Below are 23,384 nucleotides of genomic sequence, written 5' to 3' on the forward strand. Positions count from 1 at the left end.
GTTGATTGGGCCGGAAGGCCCCACAACTGGATCGTCACCCTTCGGGCTTGACCCGGTGGGGGAGGAAGGACACTGCACGTTGACGTATGCGACGAGCGCAAAGATTGATGTGACCGGCAGGGCCTCCGCCTTGTCGGTCATTGCATTTGTGCTGGCCGGATTGATGGGCCTCCCCATCCTGTGGCTGGTCTGGTCCGCACTGGCGGCCACCGGTGGCAGCAACGGGCTGGCCGCGGCCATGCTGCCGACAGCCCTGCGCGAGACCGGACTGCTGATGGCTTCGGTCGGGCTGGTCACCGGCTGCCTCGGCCTGGTTTCCGCGTGGCTGGTCACCCATTACGAGTTCCCGCTGCGGCGGCTCTTCGACTGGGCATTGGTGCTGCCACTGGCGGTGCCGACCTATCTGGCCGCGTATAGCTATGTGGAGTTTCTCGGCTTTCCCGGGCCGGTACAGACGCTGCTGCGATCGATCAATGGCGCGCAGACGCTGCAGGATTACTGGTTTCCCGACATCCGCAGCGACTGGGGCGCCGTCATCGTTCTCTCGAGCGTGCTCTACCCGTACGTTTACGTGGCCTGCCGGGCCTTTTTCCTGATGCAGTCCGCCAGCCTCAACATCGCGGCGCGCACTTTGGGTGCGGGCGGCATGCGGACCTTTTTCAGCGTGACGCTGCCCCTGTCGCGACCAGCGCTGGTCGTGGGGGTCACCCTGGCGATGATGGAAGTGGTCAACGACCTGGGTGCCGTCCAGTATTTCGGCATCAATGCCATCACCGCCATCATTTATTCGACCTGGATCAACCGCTCGGATTTCGGTGGCGCCGCGCAGCTGGCGGTGACCGTGGTGCTGGTCATCGGCCTGCTGATTGCCGCCGAGCAGCGGGCGCGGCGCGACCGGGTCTACCTGGCGCATCGGGACAGCCGCGTGCCGCCGGCGCGGGAGCAATTGTCGGCCGGCCGGCGGTGGGCGGCGTTCGGATTCTGCCTGCTGCTGCTGGGGCTGGGCTTCGGTATTCCGGTCGGGCAACTGGCCTACCTGGCATTTCGCGTCGTTCTGCCGGAAACGGTGGGCATGACCCTGGCGGCGCTGCTGCCAACGGTGACGCTGGCTTTGGCCGGGGCATTGATCACGGTCGTGGTCGGGTTGATCGCGGCCAAGCTGGCGCATGGCGCCGCGCCTGCTGCAAAAGGTGCGATCCGGCTGGCCACGCTGGGCTATGCCATTCCCGGCACCGTGCTGGCGCTGGGCCTGTTGCAGCCGCTGGGACAGGCCGACCTGTGGTTCAATCGTCTGACGATGTCGCTGATGGACTGGCGGCCGGGGCTGGTGCTGAGCGGCTCGATGGCGGCCCTGCTCTACGTCTATGCGATCCGCTTCCTCGCGGTCAGTCACTCCACCATCGACGCCGCCATGAAGAAGCGCGGCGATTCCATGCTGCATGCAGGGCGCGTGCTCGGCGCGCACGGCTGGGGACTGCTGTTCCGCATCGACCTGCCCACCCTGATGCCGGCGCTGCTGAGCGCGGCGACGCTCGTATTCGTCGAGATCGTCAAGGAACTGCCGGCCACGCTGCTGTTGCGGCCGCTCGGCATCGAGACGCTGGCCACCTTGGTCTATTCGCGCGCCAATGTCGGATTGTTCGCCCAGGCGGCATTACCGGCACTGTGCATCGTGCTGGCGGGCCTGGTGCCGGTCGTTCTTGCTACGCGGCTGGGCGATCGTAGGAAAGTTTAATCGGGCGGGCTGCTGCCATGTTAGTCACGCTCGCTTATATGATGCGGCCTAAGGCGCGGATATGCGCAAAGCGCGGGGACGAACAATGAATAAGACAGGCAAGGCAATCGGGCTGGCATTGGCACTTTCGACGGCTTTTGCCGGCATGGCCATGGCGCAGCCGACGGAGATACGCATCGGCGTGGCCCTCGAGCCCCCGACCCTCGATCCCACGGCTGGCGCGGCCGAGGCCATCGACATCGTGGTGTACCAGAATGTGTTCGAAGGGCTGACCCGCATCGACGAGACCGGCAGCGTGCAGCCGGGTCTGGCCGAAAGCTGGACCATTTCCGAGGATGGGCTGACCTACACGTTCAAACTGCATGACGGCGTGACGTTTCACGACGGCAGCGCCTTCGACGCCGAAGACGTCAAGTTCACCTTCGACCGCATACTCGCCGCCGACACCACCAACGCCCATCCAGAATTCTACAAACCCATCACTGCCGTCACGGTGATCGACCCGCTGACCGTCGAGTTCACCCTTGACCAGAAGATCGGGCGCTTCCTCTTCGATCTGGGGCGTGGCGATGCCGTGATCGTGGCGCCCGAAAGTGCCGACAACAACGCTACCCAGCCGATCGGCACCGGCCCGTTTGCCTTTACGCAGTGGGATAAGGGCAGCCGGGTGATCCTGGACGCCTATGGCCCCTATTGGGGCGAGCCGGCGCACCTGACAAAGGCGACCTATGTGTTCATCAGCGATCCCGCCACGATGACCAATGCGCTGCTGGCCAGCGATATCGACGGCACCAACAACTTTGCGACAGACGCGCTGGCGGTGTTCGAGGGCAATCCGCAGTTCAAGGTTCTGGTGGGCACCACCGAAGGCGAGACCATCCTTTCGACCAACAACAAGAAGCCGCCCTTCGACAACCTCAAAGTCCGCCAGGCCATGGCGCATGCGCTGGATCGTCAGGCCATCATCGAAGGCACGACCAACGGCTATGGCACGCCGATCGGCGCGCCCTTTGCCCCGCACAACCCCTACTATGTCGACCTCACCGCGACCTATCCGCATGACGTTGCTGCCGCCAAGGCGCTGTTGGCAGAAGCCGGCCTGCCCGATGGCTTCAGCGCCACGCTGAAGCTGCCTCCGGTCGCCTATGCCCGCACTTCCGGCCAGATCATTGCCAGCCAGTTCGCCGAAGTGGGCATCAAGCTCGAACTGATCAACGTGGAATGGGCGCAGTGGCTGGAAGACGTCTATACCAACAAGGACTTCGACCTCACCATCGTCAGCCATGTCGAGCCCTTCGACATTGGCAACTACGCCAACCCCGACTACTACTTTGGCTATGACAATCCCGAGTTCCAGGCGCTCATCGACAAGCTCAACGGCACGACCGATGAAGCCGCGCGCAAGGAACTGGCCATCGAGGCGCAGACGATCCTCGCCAAGGATGCCGTTAATGGATACCTGTTCGAACTCGCCCAGACCGGCGTGTGGAACGCCAAGCTCGAAGGCATGTGGCAAAACTCGCCAATCGAGGGGTTGGTTTTGCGGGATATTCATTGGGTGGAGTGACCTAACCCTTGCCCCAGCGCACCCTCGCCCCCTCGGGGAGAGGGTAGCGCCGCCAGGAGCGTCAGCGACTTGGCAGAGCTGGGGTGAGGGGTGCAGGCTCAGAGCGCCGCGAGCGCTGCAACATCAAACCCCTCACCCGGCGCTGCGCGCCGACCTCTCCCCGGAGGGGCGAGGTAAGAGTCGATGATCCTCTTCGCCTTCCGCCGCTTCCTTGGCTTCGCAGTCACACTTCTCCTCGCAGCGATCGTCATCTTCTGGCTGCTCGATCTCCTCCCCGGTGACCCGGCGCAATTCATCCTGGGCATCAATGCCACGCCGGATTCGGTGGCGCGGTTGCGCGCGCAGATGGGGCTCGATGCACCCGCCCATCAGCGCTTCATCGACTGGGTGCTGGGCATGCTGCGCGGCGATTTCGGCACCAGCTACACCCAGCGCGCGCCGGTGGCCGAGCTGATCTGGGGCCGGCTGGGCGTGACGCTGCCGCTGTCGATTTTCGCCATGGTGATTTCCATGGCCGTCGGCCTGCCGCTGGGGATCCTCGCGGCACGGCGGCGCGGCAAGGCCCTCGATACCGTCATCATGGTCACGGCCCAGACCGGCGTCGCCATCCCCAATTTCTGGTTCGGCATGCTGCTGACGCTGCTGTTCGCGGTCACGCTGCGCTGGCTGCCGCCCGGAGGCTTCACGCCCTGGGACGAGGATAGCGGGGCGGCCTTTCGCGGCCTCATCCTGCCCAGCCTGGCACTGGCGCTGCCGCAGGCCTCGATCCTCGCGCGCGTGATGCGCACGGCCCTGGTCGACGTAACGGGTCAGGACTACATCCGCACCGCCCGTGCCAAGGGCCTCACCATGGGCGAGGCGGTGTGGCGGCATGGCGTGCGCAATGCGCTGCTGCCGGTTCTGACCATCCTGGGGCTGCAATTCGCGTATCTGGTGGCCGGCACCATCATCGTCGAAAACGTGTTCTACCTGCCCGGGCTGGGCCGGCTGATCTTCACAGCGATTTCCGAACGCGACCTCGTGCTCGTCCGTGGTGCCACGGTCATCCTCATCGTCGCGGTGACCGCCACCATGCTGCTGACCGACATCGCCTATGCGCTGGTCGATCCACGCCTGCGCGAAAGGAGCGCGCCATGAGGCGCCTACTCGGTCATCCAAGCCTGGTCATCGGGCTCGTTGCCACGGCAATCTTCCTCGCCCTCGGATTGCTGTCGCTGGTGTGGACCCCCTATCCCATCGAGCAGATCGATATCGGCCGGCGCTTCCTGGGCCCGAGCGCGGCGCATTGGCTTGGTACCGACAATTTGGGTCGCGACATGCTCAGTCTTGTCATGGCGGGCACCTGGACCAGCTTCCTCGTTGCCGCAGTGGCGGTTGCCATCGGCGTCGGCATCGGCGTACCGTTCGGCCTTGCTGCGGCGGCCTGGGGCGGCGCCGTGGAGTGGCTGGTGCTTCGGCTCACCGATTTCGTCTTTGCCTTCCCGGCCGTGATCGTCGCCATCCTCATCACCACGCTGATCGGACCCGGCGCGGTCAATGCCATCATCGCCATCGGCATCTTCAACATTCCGGTCTTCGCGCGCGTGGCGCGTGGCGGCGCACTCAGCATAGCCACGCTCGATTTCGTGGCCGCCGGCCGGCTGGCGGGGCTGGGCAATGCCATGATTGCCTGGCGGCACCTGCTTCCCAACATCATGAGCCTGATCATCGTGCAGGGCACGATCCAGATGTCGCTGGGCATCCTGGCCGAGGCGGGCCTGAGCTATATCGGGTTGGGCACCCAACCGCCCGCGACCAGCCTGGGGCTGATGCTGCGCGACGCGCAGGGCGTGTTCCTGATCCATCCCTGGCTTTCGGTGCTGCCCGGGCTTTCCATCGTGCTCATCGTTATCGCCCTCAACATTGCCGGCGATGGGTTGCGCGACGCCATCGATCCGCGCCTGCGGCAGGGAAGTCCCAATGTCCTTGCTTGAGATATCCGGACTTTCCGTTCGCTTCGGCAGCGCCGAGGTGGTCAGCGATGTCAGCTTCGCGCTGCAGCGTGGCGAGCGCTTCGGCATTATCGGCGAGAGCGGTTCGGGCAAGACGCTGACGGCGCTGGCGGTGACCGGGCTATTGCCCGAAGGAGCCGTCGCAAGTGGCAGCATCACGCTCGATGGCGAGCCCCTGCCCACGTCAGAGCGCGCCATGGCCCGCCTGCGCGGCAAGCACATCGGCATGGTGTTCCAGGAGCCGATGACGGCGCTCAATCCGCTGATGCGGGTCAACGACCAGATCGCGGAAGCCATCCGGCTCAACGAGGAAGGGCACGGGGCGCCGCAGATCGAGGTACCCGCGCTGCTGGCGGAGGTCGGGTTGGAACTCCGGCACGGCGAGCGCTTCCCGCATCAATTGTCGGGAGGGCAGCGGCAACGGGTGATGATCGCCATGGCGCTGGCCAGCCAGCCGGAGATCCTCATCGCTGACGAACCGACGTCGGCACTCGATCTCATCACCCAGCGCAAGGTGCTCGACCTGATCGCGGCCATCTGCGACCGGCGGCACATGGCCCTGCTGTTCATCAGCCATGACCTCAAGGCCGTGGGCAAGCTGTGCACGCGCGTGGCTGTGATGCACCGTGGCAAGCTGGTGGAAACCGGCAAGACATCAAGCGTGTTCTCTGCCCCCAGGCAGCCCTACACGCAGAAGTTGTTCGCCGCCTCGCGCTTCGACGTGCGCCCGCTGTCGCGGCCACCGATCGGCGACACGCTGCTCGCTGTCGACGGGATCACGCGCGACTACCGGCAGGGCGGCATGCTGTTCTGGGCCGACAAGCCGCTGCGCGCGGTGGATAACGTCCACCTTTCCATCGCCCGATCGGAATGCCTGGCGCTGGTCGGCCCATCGGGTTGCGGCAAGACCACGCTGGCGCGGATCATCGTCGGGCTGGATCGCGCCACCTCGGGCGAAGTGCATCTGGAAGGGACCGCCTATCATGGCTCCGACCTGCCCAAGACCCTGCGGCGCGACATCTCGCTGGTCTTCCAGGATCCGTTCGGTAGCTTCAATCCACGCCGCACCATCGGCGACTCCCTGGGAGAACCACTGCGCCTGGAGCCTGGCGTCGATCGTGCCCAGCGGCTTGAGGAGGCGATCACGGCCGTGGGGCTCGATGCCGGCATGCTGGCCCGCTATCCGCACGAATTTTCAGGTGGGCAGCGACAACGTCTGGCCATTGCGCGCGCGCTGGTCACCCGGCCCAAGCTGGTGGTGCTGGACGAACCGGTCTCGGCGCTGGACGTGTCCGTGCGCGGCGAGGTGCTGACGCTGCTGGCACGGTTGCAAGCCGATTTCGGCCTCACCTACCTGATCATCAGCCACGACCTCGACATGGTCCGCGCCATGGCCGACCGGGTGCTGGTGATGGAAGCGGGCAAGATTGTCGAAGAAGGCAAGCCGGCGGAGATTTTTGCCCGGCCGAAGCATCAACTGACAAAGGATTTGATGGCGGCGCGGTTGCCGGAGATCGGCGCCAGCGCTTGAACGTGTCGGATCGTCACCCTCAGCTCAGGCCCAAGGGTGACGCTCAGTGTTTTAGAGCAGACGTTTGGGCCCCTACTGGACCGTAACCCCGGCCGCCTCGATGACCGGCTTCCAGCGCGTGACTTCTGCCGACACATGCGCCGCCAATTCCTCCGGCGTCGATCCGACGACGACAGCGCCGACTCCGGCCAGCCGTTCCTTGACGGCAGGGTCATTCACAACAGCAACAGCAGCTTCGTTGAGCTTGGCAACCACCTCGGGTGGGGTGCCTGCGGGGGCAAACAGCGCGTTCCAGGTGTTGGTTTCGTAGCCGGGCACGCCAGCCTCGTCCATGGTGGGCACATCGGGGAAGCTGGCGGCACGCTCGAGCGTGGTCACAGCAAGCGGCCGTAGCGTGCCGGCCTTCATGTGCTCGGTCGCCGAAGGCAGGTTGTCGAAGATGATGGGTACGGCGCCGCTCAGCGCATCGACCAGCGCCGGGCCCGAGCCCTGATAGGGCACATGAACCATGTCGACCCCCGCCATGGACTTGAACAGTTCACCTGACAGATGGAGCGGGGTGCCATTCCCTGAGGACGCGTAGGCATGCGTTTCCGGTTCGGCCTTGAGCTTGGCGATCAACTCCTCGACCGTATTGGCCGGGAACTCCGGATTCACCAGTAGGACGTTGGGCACGGTCACCAGCAACGAGATTGGCGCGAAGTCGGTCGAGGGATCGAAAGGCGGCGTAGCGTAAAGCGAGGCGCTAAGCGCGTGGGTCGCAATAGTGCCCATCAGGATTGTGTAGCCGTCGGCCGGTGCATCGGCCACAGCCGTGGCACCAACGACACCGCCTGCGCCGGCCTGGTTGACCACCAGGACCTGCTGGCCGAGCTGGGCGCTCATACCCTCGGCGATAATGCGGCCAACCAGATCGGTCGAACCACCGGCTGCAAATGGAACGACCAGGTTGATGGGCTTGGTGGGGAAGTCCTGCGCCTGCGCGGAGCCGGCGACGATAAGCGCCCCGGCAACAGCCAGGGTGGCGAGCATAGATTTCATGCGAATGTTTCCTCCCAGAATAGGGACGGAAGCGTCGAACCACGATTTGGTTCCATCCCGAGCGGGGATGGCCAATGATCACAGGACGCCGATATAGGCGCCGAAGGGCTCGAGGTCGATTTCGCCATCAATGACCGCAGCCGTAACGCCAGGGCAACCGGCATTGACGGGCGATAACCCGTCCGGCACCGCAAACTCGGCGGCGGTCTCGCTCATGTTGAACACGCAGAGCAGGCGCTCGCCCTCGTGTTCGCGGATAAAGGCCAGCACATCCGGATCGGCGGTGTCCAGCAGGACAATGCTGCCCTTGACCAGGGCGGGATGGAGTTTGCGGAAGGCGAGCAAGGCGCGATAGAATTCGAGCACCGAGCCTTCGACATTGTCCTGTGTATCGACAGCATGCAGCAGGTGTTCGGCCGGTACCGGCAGCCAGGTTCGGTTGGCGGTGGAGAAAGCACCATTGGCGGCATGGGCCTGCCAGACCATGGGGGTGCGGCAGCCGTCGCGGCCCTTGAACTGCGGCCAGAATTCGATGCCGTAGGGGTCAACCAGGTCCTCGAAGGCCAGTTCCGCTTCCTTGAGGCCTAGTTCTTCGCCCTGATAGAGACAGACAGAGCCGCGCATGGCCAGGATCAGCGTCGCGGCAAGACGGGTGAAGGCAGCCTCCTGGCCGTGGGTGGCCCAGCGGCTGACATGGCGCACCACGTCGTGGTTCGAGAAGGCAAGGCAAATCCAGCCATCGGGCGCCCCGGCTTCGGTGGCGGCGATGGAGTTACGGAAATGCTCGGCCGAGAATTCGCCCCCCAGATAGTCGAACGTATAGGCCATGTGCAGCCGCTCGTCGCCCGACGTATATTGGGACATGATGGCCAGCTGGTGCTGGCTGTCGCCGATCTCACCGACCGTGGTCGTACCGGGATATTCGTCCATCATGGCGCGCAGACGCTTGAGGAAATCCAGGTTCTCCGGTCGCGACTTGTCGAACAGGTGCTCCTGGAAATTGTATGGGTTCACCGCGGGCGCGGTCGAGGCGTTGAAGTCCTCCGGCTTGACCACGGGGTTGGATTCGAGCCCCGTCGAATGGAAATAGAAATTGACCGTATCGAGCCGGAAGCCATCGACGCCGCGTTCGAGCCAGAAGCGCATGTCGCTCAGCAGAGCGTCCTGCACGGCGGAATTGTGGAAGTTGAGATCGGGCTGCGAGACGAGGAAATTGTGCATGTAATACTGCATGCGTCTCGAATCCCACTGCCAGGCGGAACCACCGAAGATGGAGAGCCAGTTGTTGGGCGGCGTGCCATCGGGCTTGGGATCGGCCCAGACATACCAGTCGGCCCGCGGATTGGTGCGCGACTGGCGGCTCTCGGCGAACCAGGCATGCTTGTCGGACGAGTGGCTGATCACCTGATCGATGATGACCTTGAGCCCCAGCGAATGGGCCTTCTGCACCAGGCGATCGAAATCCTCTAGCGTGCCGAAACTGGGGTCGATGCCGCGATAATCGGAGACGTCGTAGCCGAAATCCTTCATCGGGCTGGTAAAGACCGGCGACAGCCAGATGGCGTCGACGCCAAGGTCGGCGACGTAGTCGAGCCGGCTGGTGATGCCCACCAGGTCGCCGACGCCATCGCCGTTCTGATCCTGATAGGAACGCGGGTAAATCTGGTAAATCACAGCCCCGCGCCACCAATCCCGGTCGATGGTGGTTTCATCGGAAGTCTTCGGTTCGGTCATCAGCGAGGTGGCAGTCATGGAGAACTCCGCATGGCGGGCAAGTCAGGCAGCGCCGTGGCAGCGCTTGTATTTAAGACCCGAGCCGCAGGGGCATGGGTCGTTGCGTCCCACCGCAGTGCTGCGGATCGGGCTTTGTGGCGTCGTCAGGCGATGGGCACGATAAAGCGTCGCGACAATTTCGGGAATAATCTGTGGAGCGTCCCGGATAAAGGCGGCAAATTCGGGATCGTTCCGTTGCTTTTCGTCCATGTCCGGCTCGGTGGCGCTGAGCAGTGATACAATGGCAAAGACTGCTTCCTGCGCCCGCGATTCCTGGCGGCTGTTGAGCAGCTTCTCCCATGCGGCAAGGTGCAGACCCATCGCCGCCTCGAAACCCATGACCCAGATTTCCCAGAGCACGTCGGTCTCGTCGTCGTCATCGACTTCGTAGAGTGGCTCGTAATGCGCCTCGGCCAGCTCGGCGTTTAATTCCTCAAAACGGGCCAGCACCAGCGCGACAAGTTCGGCCTGGTCCACCGCGGGCACGTCGAAGTCCTCGCCACCCCACACCAGTGGCAGCCATTCGTCCTGCGGTATGGGTTCGGGCGATGTCGCGACGCCGCAGAGGAAGCCATCAAGCTGGCTCAGCGTCATGCCGTCGTCGCCGAGCTCGATGAGCATGCCGTCGAGACGGAGCTGGCTTTCAGAAAGGTCGGCGAGTTCGTCCACGTGCAGTCCGATCAGCGGGAGGGCAATCATCCCTGCTCTGCCCTCCCGCCGTCGCAAAAGCAACGGGCTCAGCGCGTATTGTGCAGCATGCCCTGGAAGGCGCGGTAGCTCGACTTGGGGGTACGGGCCTGCGTCTGGTAGTCGACATGCACGATGCCGAAGCGCTTGTTGTAGCCCTCGGCCCATTCGTAGTTGTCCAGCAGCGACCAGGCGAAATAGCCGCGTACATCGGCGCCCTGCTCGCGGGCGGCCAGCACGGCCTTGAGGTGATCGTCGTAATATTTCACCCGGCGCGGATCGTCGTCGCCCTCGACTTCGGCCATGCCGTTTTCGGTCACATAGAGCGGGATCTTGGTGTATTCTTTGGATACGCGCACCAGCAGGTCACGCAGTCCCTGCGGATAAATCTCCCAGCCGATATCGGTCAGCTCGAGCGGACCCTTGATCTGGTCGATTGGCCGGCCGCTGCCCGGCTCGCCTGCCTTATAGAGGCCACGCGTATAGTAGTTGATGCCCAGCCAATCGAGCGGGCGCGATACCACTTCCATATCGCGCTGGTAATCCTTGGGCAGGTTGTCACCCAGCCAGTTGGTGACGATCTCGGGATACTGCCCCTTGAGCACGCCGCCGAGGTACCAGCGGTTGAACAGGGCATCGCCCATATCCATGGCGGCCAGGTCCTCCGGCTTGTCCGTCGCCGCCTCGGACTTTTCCAGGTTGAGCACGATGCCCAGGTTCCGGGCACCATTGGCACGCAGCGCGTCGATAGCCGTACCATGGGCAAACAGCACATGGTGCATGGCGCGGGCGGCGGCGCGGACGTCGCGGTAACCAGGGGCATGAATGCCCAGATAGTGGCTGAGGAAAGCCACGCACCAGGGTTCGTTGATCGTCGCCGTGGCGTGCAGGCGATCGCCGAACTTCTGCGCCACCAAAGTCGCGTAGTCGGCGAACCAACCGGCGATATCGCGGTTCATCCAGCCGCCCCTGTCCTGGAGCGCCGAAGGCAGGTCCCAGTGATAGAGCGTCGCATAGGGCTTGATGTTGCGTTCAAGCATGCCGTCGAGCAGGCGGTCGTAGAAGTCGAGCCCTGCCTGGTTGATGGCGCCTGTGCCCTCGGGGATCAGTCGCGGCCAGGCAAACGAGAAGCGGTAGCTGTCAAAGCCACCATCGCGAATGAGGTCGAGGTCCTGGGGCCAGAGTTCATAGTGATTGCAGGCGTTGCTGCCGGTATCGCCGTTGTGGACGTTGCCCGGGGTTGAGGAAAAGCTGTCCCAGATCGAGGGACCGCGGCCATCGCGCTGGCCCCCTTCGATCTGGTAGGCGGCGGTGGCGACGCCAAAGGTAAATCCAGGACCGAAGTCCTTGCGGTCGATTGAGAACATGCAGATGGCCCCTCACTGCCGGCTTTTGCCGTGGTTGAGCTAGCCAGATAGCGCAGGAAGAGCGCTTATGCAATCGATTGCACTGAGCGGGCTGCTAGGCGTACTTCTTGGCCAGGGCGGCTGTCTTGGCCTTCGCCTCGGCCGTTATGCGACTCCGGATCATCATCTCGGTGAGCTTCGTGGTGCCGGCCCCGATATCGGCAACGGCCGAAAGCACGCTGTTGCGCGTCGCCTCCCCCTGGGCGATCACCCGCTGCGCGGCTTCCTTACGCGCAGCCGAGCGCTGCTCCGCGAGGTCTGCAAAGCTCTTGTTCCAGGCCCGGCGGTTCTGGATACGATCGTAGCTGCTCAATCCGCTCATCGATGCCATGAGCCGAAGATGCGGTTATCGGATTAACAAATCCTTAGCGCGCCGGTGCCGGCTGTCTGGACAATATCGCCCTGGCGATGGCGCGGTAGGCATCAGCCTCGGCCCCAGCGGGATCGACCGCCATAGGCGGATGTCCGGAATCGGAGCCTTCGCGAATGGACATGACCAGCGGGATGGCGCCAAGAAACGCCATGCCCATCTCGGCAGCGGCGCGCTCAGCCCCGCCCGAGCCGAAGATGTCGTAGCGCTTGCCGGTGTCAGGCGCGATGAAATAGCTCATGTTCTCAACGAGGCCCAGGATCGGCACGCCGAAGCGTGGCAGCATATCGATCGCCTTCTTGGCATCGATCAGCGCCAGATCCTGCGGCGTCGAGACGATGACGACTCCGTCAACCTCCGCCTGCTGGAACAGCGAGATATGGATGTCCCCGGTGCCCGGCGGCAGGTCGATGACGAGAATGTCGAGTTGGCCCCAGGCGGTTTCGCGCAGCAACTGGCGGAGGGCCGAAGTGGCCATCGGGCCGCGCCAGACCACCGCCTGGTCCTTGGTCAGCATGGATCCGATCGACATTGCCTCTAGCCCGAATGCCTCGTGCGGGCTGAAGATGCCGTCGTCACGGATCGCTGGCTGGCCTTCCAGGCCCAGCAGCTTGGGAATGGAGGGGCCATAGAGGTCCGCATCCAGAATGCCGACGCGGAGACCCTCGGCCTGCAGGGCCAGTGCGATGTTGACCGCGGTCGTGGACTTGCCGACGCCGCCCTTGCCGGAGCCCACCGCAATGATGCGCTTGATGCCAGGTACGGGCGTCTTGCCTGCGGGGACGGGCTTGCCGTGCGAGAAGGTCGGGCCGGCCTTCGGCGGTGGTTTGCCAGAGGTCAATGACACCATGATCTTGCGGGTGCCCGCGACCGTCTGCGCTGCGGCGATAGCCTGTTCACGAGCGGGGCCGAAGGCTGCCTCCATGCCGGGCGCGACTGCGATGGCAAAGGCAACGGCGCCTGATGTGACAATGATGTCGGAGAGGCCGCCATAGCCGGCAAGGTCACCCCCGCCAGGAATTTCCACGGCGGCGAGGGCAGACTTGATGGCGGCAGCAAGTTCAGTATCGGCCATGATGGCTTTCGATAGCTACGATGGGTCAGCGACCACCGTGTCATCCCGGCCCTGAGCCGGGACCCATCCTGACATGCAGCCGCTCACCTAAATCTCAGGATGGGCCCCGGCTTTCGCCGGGGTGACATCGAGTGTGGGGTCTGCGTGCGTTACAGGATCGACTGGCCGGTGGCCTTCCAGTCCTTGAGGAAGCCTTCGATGCCGGCATTGGTCAACGGGTGGTTGGCCAGCTTGCGGATCACGTCGGGCGGGATGGTCGCAACGTCGGCACCGGCGAGCGCGACCTGCGTCACGTGGTTTGGCGAGCGGATCGAAGCGGCGAGGATCTCGGTATCGAAAGCATAATTGTCATAGATGACGCGGATGTTTTCGATCAGCTCGACGCCATCGAGGTTGATATCATCCAAGCGTCCCAGGAACGGCGAGATGTAGGTGGCGCCGGCCTTGGCCGCGAGCAGGGCCTGGTTGGCCGAGAAGCAGAGCGTAACGTTGGTCTTGATGCCGCGGTCCTTGAACGTCTTGGTGGCCTTGAGGCCTGCCAGGGTCAGCGGCAGCTTGACCACGACGTTTTCGGCCAGCGCGGCCAGCACGGTGCCTTCGGCGATCATGCCGTCATATTCGAGGCTAGCGACTTCAGCCGAAACCGGGCCAGGCGTCACCGAGCAGATTTCCTTGACGACTTCCTTGAAGTCGCGACCCGACTTGGCAATCAGCGAGGGATTGGTGGTCACGCCGTCCACCAGACCAGCGTCGTGGAGCTCCCTGATGTCCTTGATTTCCGCAGTGTCGACGAAGAACTTCATGGTTTCCTCCTTAGTGCCGTCAGGCAAGGTGTAGCACGGCAAGGCCTTGCCGCAAGGTCAATCGCCAGCGCTATTTGATGGCGTTCAGCAGGGCATCGGCGAGCTCGCCGACGCGATCTTCCGGGATGCCCGCCACGTTGATGCGGCTGTCCCCGATCATATAGATGCCGTTGTTGGCCTTAAGATGTTCAACCACCGAATTGTCGAGGCCCAACAGCGAAAACATGCCGCGATGGGCGGCGATGAAGTCGAAATCCTTCGAGTTCGAACGCTGGCGAATGGCCTCGCTCAGCTTTTCGCGCAGGCGGATCATGCGGCCACGCATCAGGTTGAGTTCAGCTTCCCATTCGACCCGCAGGGCGGCATCCTCGAGAATGGTGCGGATGATCTCGGCGCCATGATCGGGCGGTTGCGAATAGGCGCCGCGGATGATGTTGAGCAGCTGCGACTGCGCGATATCGGCCTGGGCGGCATCCCTGGCCACAAGAATGGCGGCACCGACGCGTTCGCGGTAGAGGCCGAAATTCTTCGAGCCCGAAAAGGCCACCAGCGCCTCGGGTACCGAGGCGAGGACCTTGCGGGTGCCATAGGCATCTTCGACCAGGCCATCGCCGAAGCCAAGATAGGCCAGGTCGATGAAGGGCAGTGCGCCCGTGCGGGCCAGGCTGGCAGCGACCTTGTCCCACTGATCGGGCGTGAGATTTGCGCCGGTCGGGTTGTGGCAGCAGCCGTGCAGCAGGACGACGTCGTCCTTGCCCAGACCATCGAGCGCGGCCAGCATCTGCTCGAACCGCACGCCGCGCGTCTCGGTGTCGAAATAGGGGTAGGTCTTGACCTTGAGGCCGGAATTTTCAGCGATCGGATTGTGATTGGGCCAGGTCGGATCGGAAACCCAGACCGTTGCCCCTGGACGCGCGCGGTTGACCAGTTGCATCAGCACCCAGAGCGAGCCGGTGCCACCCGGCGCCTGGGCGATGCGGACGCGGGAGCGGTCGACGCTGTCGGCCAGCGCCAGGTCGAGCACGGCGGCGCCAAAGCCCTTGTTGCCGGCAATGCCCAGGTACGTCTTGGTCTTTTCGTTTTGGAGAATGCGTTGCTCGGCCTTGCGAACCGCCGACATGACGGCGGTCACACCCTGCTCGTCCTTGTATACCCCCACGCCCAGGTCGATCTTGGTGGGACGCGGATCGGCCGCGTATTCACCCATGAGCGCCAGGATCTTGTCGCCAGGGGCCTTGGTGAGGGTTTCGAACATGTCTGGGGTCGTTCCGGTGGGAAGGCGGGGTTGTTATAGGCGGCGGCGGTAATTTTGCAATCGGCAAAAGTCAGCGTTTGAGGCCGGCTTTGTCGAGTTCGGTCATCAATTGCGGAATGATTTCAAAGAGATCGCCGATCAATGCCACGTCGGCGAGCTTGACGAGGGGCGCTTCGGGATCGGTGTTGATCGCGACGATCTTCTTGGCGCCCTGGATACCCGCGAGATGCTGGAGCGCGCCTGAAATGCCGATGGCGATGTAGAGATCGGGGGCGATGATCTTGCCGGTCTGCCCGACCTGCCAGTCATTGGGGGCGTAGCCGGCGTCGACGGCGGCCCTTGTGGCACCGATCGCCGCACCGAGCCTTTTGGCAAGGGCTTCGATGAGATGGAAATTCTCAGCCGAGCCGAGCGCAACGCCGCCGCCCACCACGATCTGTGCCGTGGCGAGATCCGGCGTGTCGCTCTCGGTACGGTGCGCGGCGATCAGCTTCGCGGCGGAAACTACACTGATATCAATGACTTCGATTGGCGCGTTGTTGCCGGTGGCGGCGGCGCGGAAGGCCGAGGCGCGGATGGTGAGGATATGCCGGGGCTGATCGTCGGTGACGGTCTGCAGCGCATTGCCGGCATAGATCGGGCGCTCGAACCTGTTGGGACCGAGGATTTTGACGACATCGGTGACCGGCATCAGGTCGAGTTTTGCCGCCAGACGCGGCAGACGATCCTTGCCGACGGAACCCGCGCTTTGCACGACGTACTGATGTTCTGTTGCCAGTGATTGGATGACGGAAACGTCGCTGTCCGTCGCACTCACGCCCTTGACGACCAGCACTTTTCGGATGCCGGCCAGCCTGGCGGCGTCGGTAGCGACAGTGTCGGTGTTTTGGCCGATGACCAGCAGGTCAATCGGACCCAGTTCGGCGACCGCGCCAACGACGCGGGCGGTGGCTGGCGAGAGCACGCCGAGATCGTGGTCAGCGATAACCAGCACGCTCATCACAGCGCCTCCATCTGGGAGACTTCGGCAGCGATGTAGGCGGCCAGTTCGGCGACCGAGCCCACCGTCTTTCCTGCCACACGGTCAGCAGGCGAGGATATCTTTTCGATGGTGAGGCGCGGGGCAAGATCGACACCGAACTCGGCCACAGGCCGCACGGCCAGCGGCTTGGAGCGGGCCTTCATCACCATGGGGAGGGCCACGTTGCGCGGCGTATTGAGGCGCAGGTCGGCCGTAACGATGGCCGGAAGCGGTATAGCGATGGTCTCGGTGCCGGAATCGACTTCCCTGGTTACTTCGAGCCCCTGCCCCGCCACCTTGAGGTTCGAGGCGAACGTCGCCTGGGGATGGTCCGTCAGCGCGGCGAGCATCTGGCCGACATGATTGCTGTCGTCGTCCACGGCCTGCTTGCCCAGCAGCACGATATCGGGGCTTTCCTCGGCGACGACCTTGGCCAGGAGCTTGGCTATGGCGAGGGTTTCGAGCTCGGCATCGGTCTCGATCAGGATGCCGCGATGGGCTCCCATGGCCAATGCGGTCAGGATGACGTCATTGGCCGCTTTCGGTCCGATGGAAACGACGACGATTTCGTCGCCATGCCCCACCTCGCCCAACTGCACGGCGGCTTCCACCGCATGCTTGCAAAACGGGTTCATCGACATGCGGACGCCCGATGTTTCCACGCCCGTCCCATCGGGGCGGACGCGGATGCGGACGTTGTGATCGACAACCCGCTTGATGGCGACCAGGATTTTCATGGACTCTCCGGCAAGTTGCCGGTGTCATGGCAAAAATGGCTGATACGGGCAAGCCGCGCCGGGGGAAATTTGGGCTAGGACCGGCGCGATTGTTGGAAAGCGGTGCTGACGCTATTCGCGGCCGATGCTGATGTTGATGCCCTGCTCGCTGCAGACGTCGTAGGGAATGGTCGCCGGTTCAATGTCGTTGTCGGAGAACATGACGATGACGCTGGTCGAGCAGGCATTTCCCTGCATGTCCGCCTCGTAATAGGTGATGCCGTCCTTGCTGCCGACGCGGCGGATCTGGCCATTGGCGACGGTGATCTTGAAAATGCTGCCGTTCGCCTCACCCGACAGCAGGATCGGCAGGGAATAGGTTGCGGCAGATGCCGGCAGCGGCAGGGCAATGAGGGCCACCAGCGCAAATGCGGCGGCAGAACGCAAATTTGTAAGATTCATCAATATCCTCCATGATGCGCTACTACTGACTTAAGCCGTGTGTGGTGTCCATATGGCGCGGCCCGGCAAGCCAGATCGTGGTTGACGTTGCCAATTGGGACAGTGACACTGACCCAGACTGAGACTGCTTCGGACCTCTTCATGCCCGTATTGAACCGCATCGCCGAATTTCACGAGGAAATCGCCGGCTGGCGACGGGACTTTCACGCCCATCCTGAACTGCTCTATGACGTGGTGCGGACAGCCGGCGTGGTGGAAGAGAAGCTGCGGGACTTTGGCTGCGACGAGGTGGTGACCGGCATTGGCCGGACGGGCGTCGTCGGCATCATCAATGGCCGTACCAATGGCAGTGGCCGCACCATCGGGCTGCGCGCCGATATGGATGCCCTGCCGATGACCGAGAAGACAGGCAAGGCCTATGCGTCCACCCTCGAGGGCAAGATGCATGCCTGCGGCCATGACGGCCACACGGCAATGCTGCTGGGCGCGGCAAAGTATCTCTGCGAAACGCGCAATTTCGACGGCCGCATCGCGGTGATCTTCCAGCCTGCCGAAGAAGGCGGCGCGGGGGGCAAGGCCATGCTCGATGACGGCCTGGTTGAGACGTTCGGCATCGACGAATTCTACGGCATGCACAATTGGCCGGGCATGCCGACGGGCCATTTCGGTATCCGCGCTGGCGGCATCATGGCGGCAACGGACCGGTTCTATATCGATATTACCGGCCAGGGCGGCCATGCGGCGCGCCCCCAGACCACCATCGACCCCATCATCGTGGCCGCCAACATGATCGTGGGGCTGCAATCGATCGTGTCGCGCAATGTGGACCCACTGGCCAATGCGGTGCTGTCGGTGACGATGGTGGAGGCCGGCGAAGCCGACAATGTGATTTCGCGGACGGCCAAGATCACCGGCACGGTACGAACCCTCGATGGCGCGGTGCAGGACCTGATCGAGCAGCGGCTGGCCGATTTCGTGCCGCAATTCGCCAGCAGCTTCGGCGCCGAAGCCACCATCCGTTATGCACGCGGCTATCCGGTGACAGTCAATGCCCCCCAACAGGCCGACTTTGCCGCCGAGGTGGCGCGGGAAGTAGCTGGCGCGGATCGGGTCGACGACGACGTGGCGCCATCGATGGGCGGCGAGGACTTCTCGTTCATGCTCGAGGAGCGCCCCGGCGCCTATATCTTCATCGGCAATGGCGATAGCTCCGAGCTCCATACCAATACCTACGACTTCAACGACGAGGTCATTCCGGTTGGAGCCAGCTATTGGGTGAGACTGGCCGAGAGGGCACTTCCCGTCTCTGCCTGAGGGACGTCCAATGACGCTCCCACAAACGCTTCGCCCGAGCCTCATCACCCTGCTCATTTCCGTCGCTGGAGGTGGTGCCGCTACCCTGCTCGGGCTCCCGGCAGGCTGGTTGATGGGCGGAGCACTTGCGGTTACCGCCGCGGCGATGGCGGGCGCGCGCGTGCATGTGCCAGACTGGCTGCGCAATGTGACCTTCGTGCTCATCGGCATGTCGATGGGCGCAAGCGTGGCCCCCGACAGCCTGAGCCTGCTCGCAAGCTGGCCGGTAAGCCTGGCCGGCCTGGTTCTGGAGCTATTGCTGATCATCACGCTCACCGGCTGGATGCTGGCCCGGTTCTTCAAGCTCGATCCCGGCACGGCCTATCTCAGCTCGTTTCCGGGCCATCTGTCATTCGTGATGGGCATAGCTGCAGCCGGAGTGGGCAATCCAAGGCAGATTGTCATCATCCAGGTCATCCGCATCCTGATGCTCACCATTGCCGTGCCGATCGGGACCGTGTTCCTGCCGATCGACCACATGGCGCCGCGGTCGCCGAAGAGCTTCCTCGGCATCTGGCAATTGCTGGCCCTGGCATCGGCCTCGATCGCGGTCGGCCTGGTGTTCGTACGGCTCAAAGTGCCGGCAGGGCTCGTGCTGGGTGCGATGGCAGCCGCGACAGCAGCCAAACTGGGCGGTCTTTATATCGAGGCCATGCCGACGCCGTTGGTGATCGTGACCTTTGTCCTCACCGGGGCGCTGATCGGCTCGCGCTTTGCCGGCATCACCCGCGGTGAATTCCTGTCTGCGGCCAAAGGCGGGGTGATCGCGACGGCGATGACGCTGGGTATTGTTTCGCTGGTCGCCTTAGGCGTCAGCCAGATCGTCGACATGCCTTATGGGCAGATCTGGCTGGGACTATCGCCCGGTGCGCTGGAGGGCATGGGCGCGCTGGGAATCGCGCTCGGATATGATACGGCCTTTATCGCGGCGCACCACGTCATCCGGTTGCTGCTGCTCAGTTTTGCCATACCGACCGTGGTGGTGCTCATAAGGCGGCGCGAAGCTGCCGCAATCGCCCAACAAGATAGCAAATCTCTTTCGGAGTAACATGATGATCAAAACAATCGCATTCGCCCTTTTGGCGAGCACCGTCATGGCCGCGCCGGCCTTCGCCGCCCCGGTCTGTTCCGGCAACTTCGCGCTGGATGACGAGTGGCACACCGAGGCCGAGCTAAATGACTTCAACCTCAACCTGCTGCGCAGTGCCGGCGTCGATGCCGTCCGGGCCGAGGTCTGGGGTGGCTGCATCCGCGCCTGGGTTCGGGTCTCTGACGGTAGCGAAGAAATGCAGTTCTATGAGCCGCTCAACCTGCGACGCGTGGAATAGCCCGCCGGGCTCGACCCGATCCTTTGAGGACAGCCGGGCGACTGCGAAAGGCAGTCGTCCGCCGGCTCTCAGCCATAGCGCACTTTAGCCTTGCTGGTGGCCGGCAAGGCGACCATTGCGTAGCCATTGGCCCCCAGGGTGAGGGTCTTGCCGGAGAGGGCGGCATTCTGCGAGACCGTTTCGAACTCGGTACCGCGGGGGAGTGACAAGAGCTCAACCTCGCGCGCCTGGGACGAGAGATTGAACACGCAGAGTAGCGAGGCGTCGCCCAACGTGCGGCGGAAAGCCAGGATTGGTTCGCCCGTCTTGAGGAAGGCGATGCTGCCTTCGCGCAGCGCCGGATGGCTTTTGCGCCAGGCGAGGATGGCGCGGTAAAAGGCCAGGGTCGAATTGGGGTCGGCATCCTGGCCGGCGACATTCAGAACGGATTGGGCCGGCTTGACCGGCAGCCAGGGCGTGCCGGAGGTAAAGCCATTGGGCGCCTCGCCCTGCTCCCATGGAATGGGGGTGCGGCAGCCGTCGCGCCCCTTGTCCTCGGGCCAGAAGCGGATGCCGCGCGGATCGGTCAGTTCCTCGAACAGCAGATCGGTTTCGGGCAGACCCAGCTCCTCGCCCTGGTAGAGGCAGACCGAACCCTTGAGCGACAGCACCAATGCCGCAGCCTGGCGCGCCAATTCAGCCGGTGACTGGCTGAACCTGGCCCAGCGCGTCATGTGGCGGGGTACGTCGTGGTTGGAGAAGCTCCAGCAGGGCCAACCATCTGGACCGGCCTTGAAGAATTGCTCGATGCATTTGCGGAAGTGGGCGGCAGTGAAATCGGGCCCGAGAAAATCGAAGCCGTAGCACATGTGGAGGGTGTCACCCCCCGAAGTGTATTCGGCCATCAGCTTGACCGACTTGTGGCTGTCGCCGACCTCGCCGACCGAGGTGGTGCCGGGATATTGGTTCAGCAGCGCGCGGACGCGGCGGAGGAAATCGACATTCTCCGGCTGGCTCTTGCTGAACTTGTGCTCCTGCATGTCGTAGGGGTTCACGGCATAGGGCAGATGCTCGTTCTTGACCTTGTTGGCGGGGTTGGAGCGCAGCTTCTTGTCGTGAAAGTAGTAGTTGACCGTGTCGAGGCGGAAGCCGTCGATGCCGCGCTCGAGCCAGAAGCGCATGACATCGAGCACCGCCTGCTGCACGTCGGGATTGTGGAAGTTGAGATCGGGCTGGCTGGCGAGGAAATTGTGCAGGTAATACTGCCCGCGCGTGGGGTTCCACTCCCAGGCGCGGCCGCCGAACACGGCCGGCCAGTTGTTGGGCGGCGAACCATCGGGCAGCGGATCGGCCCAGACATACCAGTCGGCCTTGGCATTGGTGCGGTTGAGCCGGCTTTCCTCGAACCAGGGATGCTGGTCCGACGTATGGCTCACCACCTGGTCCATGATGACCTTGAGGCCGCGGGCATGGGCCTGCTCGACCAGCGAGTCGAAATCATGCAGCGAGCCGAACAGCCGATCGACCTCGCGATAGTCGGAGACGTCGTAGCCCATATCGGCTTGGGGAGACTGGGTGATCGGCGACAGCCAGATGCAGTCGACGCCCAGCCTGGCGATGTGATCCAGCCGGGCGATGATGCCGGGCAAATCGCCGACGCCATCGCCATTGCTGTCCTGGAACGAGCGCGGATAAACCTGATAAATCACTCCGCCGCGCCACCATTCGGTCATTGCCTGTCTCTCCTTGTTCGCCCGGTCAGGCTAGCGGGTCGCCGCCGGGAAAGGAATCCGCCCACGCGCAGGAAAGGCATGCGCGACGCCGAAATCGGTCGAGTGTGTCGAGCGTGTGTGCGGCGGGCAACAGGGGGACGATCGTAAATGTTGTGCGCCCGGCGGACCAAGGACAACGCAAGCACAACGGTCCGGATGGGCGGCGCAGCCTATGCGCGTCGATATAGCGTTCTTTGTAGTGGTAAACGAGCTTGGCCGCGGACCGGGGTTGCTTCGTAGTCGTTCGGGCCGACCGCTGATAGGGTCGGCGGAATGGTTGGCCCGGAACGATCAGGGCGCATCTGAAGCTAGGGTGCGCTGGCCAGCTGCGCCTTATGTTTATGTCGCGACGGGAGGTTTCGGACGAAGCGCACCAAGGGTGCCTCGATGTACCAGTGGGCCAGCACGCCAAGCACCAGCGAGGCAGCGAACAAAAATGGCACAAGCGCCACCACGGGGACAGGATTGCCAACTTTTGCCATGACCTCCAATACCACCAGAATCGCCAGGTTGTGCAGGAGGTAGATGGAGTAGGATGCGTCGCCAAGTATACTGCCAATCCTGCCTGTAAGACCCTTGCTCGGCGAGACGGTGATAGCCGCGTAGACCGCAGCCGCGGAGACAGCAGTCAGAACGAAAGCCTGCACGAGGTCGGGAGAACTCTTATAGTCGGCCAACCAGACGAGCGTCATCACCGCGACGGTCATCCCCAGAACGGTGTAGATACCGCCTTTGGTACTGGGTAGTCGATCACGCGACAGCCAAAGCAGGCCAAGCAACAGACCTGCAGCAAATTCGAGGTTGTGAATGGTGGTAGCGAACCGGAGCAAGCCCCGGGCGTGCTCCGGGATAACGGTCAATACGGACGGAACCCACGTCTCTACCGCTGCGATCAACAGTGGTGACGCTACCCAAGCCGCCATAACCCACCATCCGCGGCGGCTCGATAGGACAGTAAGAGCAAAGAGAATATAGAATAGAAACTCTACTCTTAGTGTCCATGTCACGTTTGGCTTCAGATCCCCCAGCGGCCAGAGCGTGACGGTGCGAAGCGTCATCAGCCAATCAAAGTTGCCCGTTCCAAAATAGCTGATAGCAACATAGGCGACGATGCACACCCATAGGAAAGGGACGATGCGGGCAAACCGCCGCCAAAAGAAATCACCAACATTCAACCTTGGCGTCAGGTCCGAGCGAAGTGAAACGATAGTTATGATAAAGCCGCTGATGACGAAGAATATCGGCACGCCTACCCAACCGGCAAGCAGGAAGGGATGCGCGGTCCCCCCGTAGTATTCGGGCTGCGACGTTATCGCCGCAGCATGATCGAGAACGACCGCACAAGCGGCAAAACCTCGAAGGTACTGCAGGCCTTCGATATTCTTATCGGTAGTAGTCACCAGAATGCCTCGACACCGCATCGTAACGGACTTACGCGCTGCAGATTACATCAGTATATGCGCTTGGGTGCTGAGTGAAGCTTAGTTTTCGCATTACAGTATTGTTGCTACAGCTTGGT

General features: G+C 63.2%; 21 protein-coding genes. 8 read left to right on the forward strand and 13 right to left on the reverse strand.

Features of this window, described 5'->3' with window-relative positions; genetic code table 11:
* Positions 1–130: 130 nt before the first annotated feature.
* The 5 genes from JI749_RS16460 (at position 131) to JI749_RS16480 (ending at position 6,824) form a co-directional block, all read left to right on the forward strand.
* On the forward strand, positions 131–1,735 hold the full coding sequence (locus JI749_RS16460; protein ID WP_201656445.1) for an ABC transporter permease: 1,605 nt from the start codon (positions 131–133) through the stop codon (positions 1,733–1,735).
* 85 nt (positions 1,736–1,820) lie between these two features.
* Positions 1,821–3,302 (forward strand): ABC transporter substrate-binding protein, encoded by a 1,482-nt coding sequence (locus JI749_RS16465; protein ID WP_201656447.1) that lies wholly within the window; start codon positions 1,821–1,823, stop codon positions 3,300–3,302.
* A 183-nt stretch (positions 3,303–3,485) separates the two neighbouring features.
* Positions 3,486–4,439: an ABC transporter permease gene (locus JI749_RS16470; RefSeq protein WP_201656450.1), complete on the forward strand. Its 954-nt coding sequence runs from the start codon at positions 3,486–3,488 to the stop codon at positions 4,437–4,439.
* Complete coding sequence (locus JI749_RS16475; RefSeq protein WP_201656453.1) at positions 4,436–5,275, forward strand: ABC transporter permease; 840 nt, start codon at positions 4,436–4,438, stop codon at positions 5,273–5,275. Before JI749_RS16470 ends, JI749_RS16475 begins: the two co-directional genes overlap by 4 nt.
* Positions 5,262–6,824, forward strand: a complete 1,563-nt coding sequence (locus JI749_RS16480; RefSeq protein WP_201656456.1) for a dipeptide ABC transporter ATP-binding protein — start codon at positions 5,262–5,264, stop codon at positions 6,822–6,824. Before JI749_RS16475 ends, JI749_RS16480 begins: the two co-directional genes overlap by 14 nt.
* A 72-nt stretch (positions 6,825–6,896) precedes the next feature.
* Here the strand turns inward: JI749_RS16480 and JI749_RS16485 are convergent, their stop codons facing one another.
* The 11 genes from JI749_RS16485 to JI749_RS16535 form a co-directional block, all read right to left on the reverse strand.
* On the reverse strand, positions 6,897–7,856 hold the full coding sequence (locus tag JI749_RS16485) for a Bug family tripartite tricarboxylate transporter substrate binding protein (RefSeq protein ID WP_407644913.1): 960 nt from the start codon (positions 7,854–7,856) through the stop codon (positions 6,897–6,899).
* A gap of 87 nt (positions 7,857–7,943) precedes the next feature.
* Entirely contained in the window at positions 7,944–9,617 is a 1,674-nt protein-coding gene (gene bglA / locus JI749_RS16490) for a beta-galactosidase BglA (RefSeq protein WP_233280797.1), read from the reverse strand.
* Between the two features lie 24 nt (positions 9,618–9,641).
* Positions 9,642–10,337, reverse strand: a complete 696-nt coding sequence (locus tag JI749_RS16495; RefSeq protein ID WP_201656462.1) for a YecA/YgfB family protein — start codon at positions 10,335–10,337, stop codon at positions 9,642–9,644.
* A 38-nt stretch (positions 10,338–10,375) separates the two neighbouring features.
* Positions 10,376–11,692, reverse strand: a complete 1,317-nt coding sequence (locus tag JI749_RS16500; protein ID WP_201656465.1) for a GH1 family beta-glucosidase — start codon at positions 11,690–11,692, stop codon at positions 10,376–10,378.
* Positions 11,693–11,786: 94 nt separating this feature from the next.
* Positions 11,787–12,044 (reverse strand): hypothetical protein, encoded by a 258-nt coding sequence (locus JI749_RS16505; RefSeq protein WP_201656467.1) that lies wholly within the window; start codon positions 12,042–12,044, stop codon positions 11,787–11,789.
* Between the two features lie 52 nt (positions 12,045–12,096).
* Positions 12,097–13,176: an Mrp/NBP35 family ATP-binding protein gene (locus JI749_RS16510; RefSeq protein WP_201656470.1), complete on the reverse strand. Its 1,080-nt coding sequence runs from the start codon at positions 13,174–13,176 to the stop codon at positions 12,097–12,099.
* Between the two features lie 149 nt (positions 13,177–13,325).
* Positions 13,326–13,979, reverse strand: coding sequence for a fructose-6-phosphate aldolase (gene fsa / locus JI749_RS16515; protein WP_201656473.1), 654 nt, complete (start codon positions 13,977–13,979; stop codon positions 13,326–13,328).
* 70 nt (positions 13,980–14,049) lie between these two features.
* Positions 14,050–15,234, reverse strand: a complete 1,185-nt coding sequence (locus tag JI749_RS16520) for an amino acid aminotransferase (RefSeq protein WP_201656476.1) — start codon at positions 15,232–15,234, stop codon at positions 14,050–14,052.
* A 70-nt stretch (positions 15,235–15,304) separates the two neighbouring features.
* The gene (locus JI749_RS16525) at positions 15,305–16,234 is read right to left on the reverse strand and encodes an electron transfer flavoprotein subunit alpha/FixB family protein (RefSeq protein WP_201656478.1); all 930 of its coding nucleotides are present in this window, start codon (positions 16,232–16,234) and stop codon (positions 15,305–15,307) included.
* Positions 16,234–16,992 carry an electron transfer flavoprotein subunit beta/FixA family protein gene (locus JI749_RS16530; protein WP_201656481.1) on the reverse strand — a complete coding sequence of 253 codons (759 nt, stop codon included), beginning with the start codon at positions 16,990–16,992 and terminating at the stop codon, positions 16,234–16,236. Before JI749_RS16530 ends, JI749_RS16525 begins: the two co-directional genes overlap by 1 nt.
* A 111-nt stretch (positions 16,993–17,103) precedes the next feature.
* On the reverse strand, positions 17,104–17,433 hold the full coding sequence (locus tag JI749_RS16535) for a hypothetical protein (RefSeq protein ID WP_201656484.1): 330 nt from the start codon (positions 17,431–17,433) through the stop codon (positions 17,104–17,106).
* Positions 17,434–17,574: 141 nt separating this feature from the next.
* Between JI749_RS16535 and JI749_RS16540 the strand changes: the two genes are divergently transcribed.
* The 3 genes from JI749_RS16540 to JI749_RS16550 are packed head-to-tail and all read left to right on the forward strand — an operon-like array spanning position 17,575 to position 20,114.
* Positions 17,575–18,747, forward strand: coding sequence for a M20 aminoacylase family protein (locus JI749_RS16540; protein WP_201656487.1), 1,173 nt, complete (start codon positions 17,575–17,577; stop codon positions 18,745–18,747).
* Between the two features lie 10 nt (positions 18,748–18,757).
* On the forward strand, positions 18,758–19,834 hold the full coding sequence (locus tag JI749_RS16545; protein WP_201656489.1) for an AbrB family transcriptional regulator: 1,077 nt from the start codon (positions 18,758–18,760) through the stop codon (positions 19,832–19,834).
* A 4-nt stretch (positions 19,835–19,838) separates the two neighbouring features.
* Entirely contained in the window at positions 19,839–20,114 is a 276-nt protein-coding gene (locus JI749_RS16550; protein WP_201656492.1) for a hypothetical protein, read from the forward strand.
* 68 nt (positions 20,115–20,182) lie between these two features.
* Here JI749_RS16550 and JI749_RS16555 read toward each other — a convergent pair whose 3' ends face one another.
* Together JI749_RS16555 and JI749_RS16560 are read right to left on the reverse strand one after the other, a co-directional pair.
* Positions 20,183–21,826, reverse strand: a complete 1,644-nt coding sequence (locus tag JI749_RS16555) for an alpha-glucosidase family protein (RefSeq protein ID WP_201656496.1) — start codon at positions 21,824–21,826, stop codon at positions 20,183–20,185.
* Between the two features lie 347 nt (positions 21,827–22,173).
* On the reverse strand, positions 22,174–23,265 hold the full coding sequence (locus JI749_RS16560) for an acyltransferase family protein (RefSeq protein WP_201656499.1): 1,092 nt from the start codon (positions 23,263–23,265) through the stop codon (positions 22,174–22,176).
* Between the last annotated feature and the right edge of the window lie 119 nt (positions 23,266–23,384).

The organism is Devosia oryziradicis (assembly GCF_016698645.1).
Classification (GTDB): Bacteria; Pseudomonadota; Alphaproteobacteria; order Rhizobiales; family Devosiaceae; genus Devosia; species Devosia oryziradicis.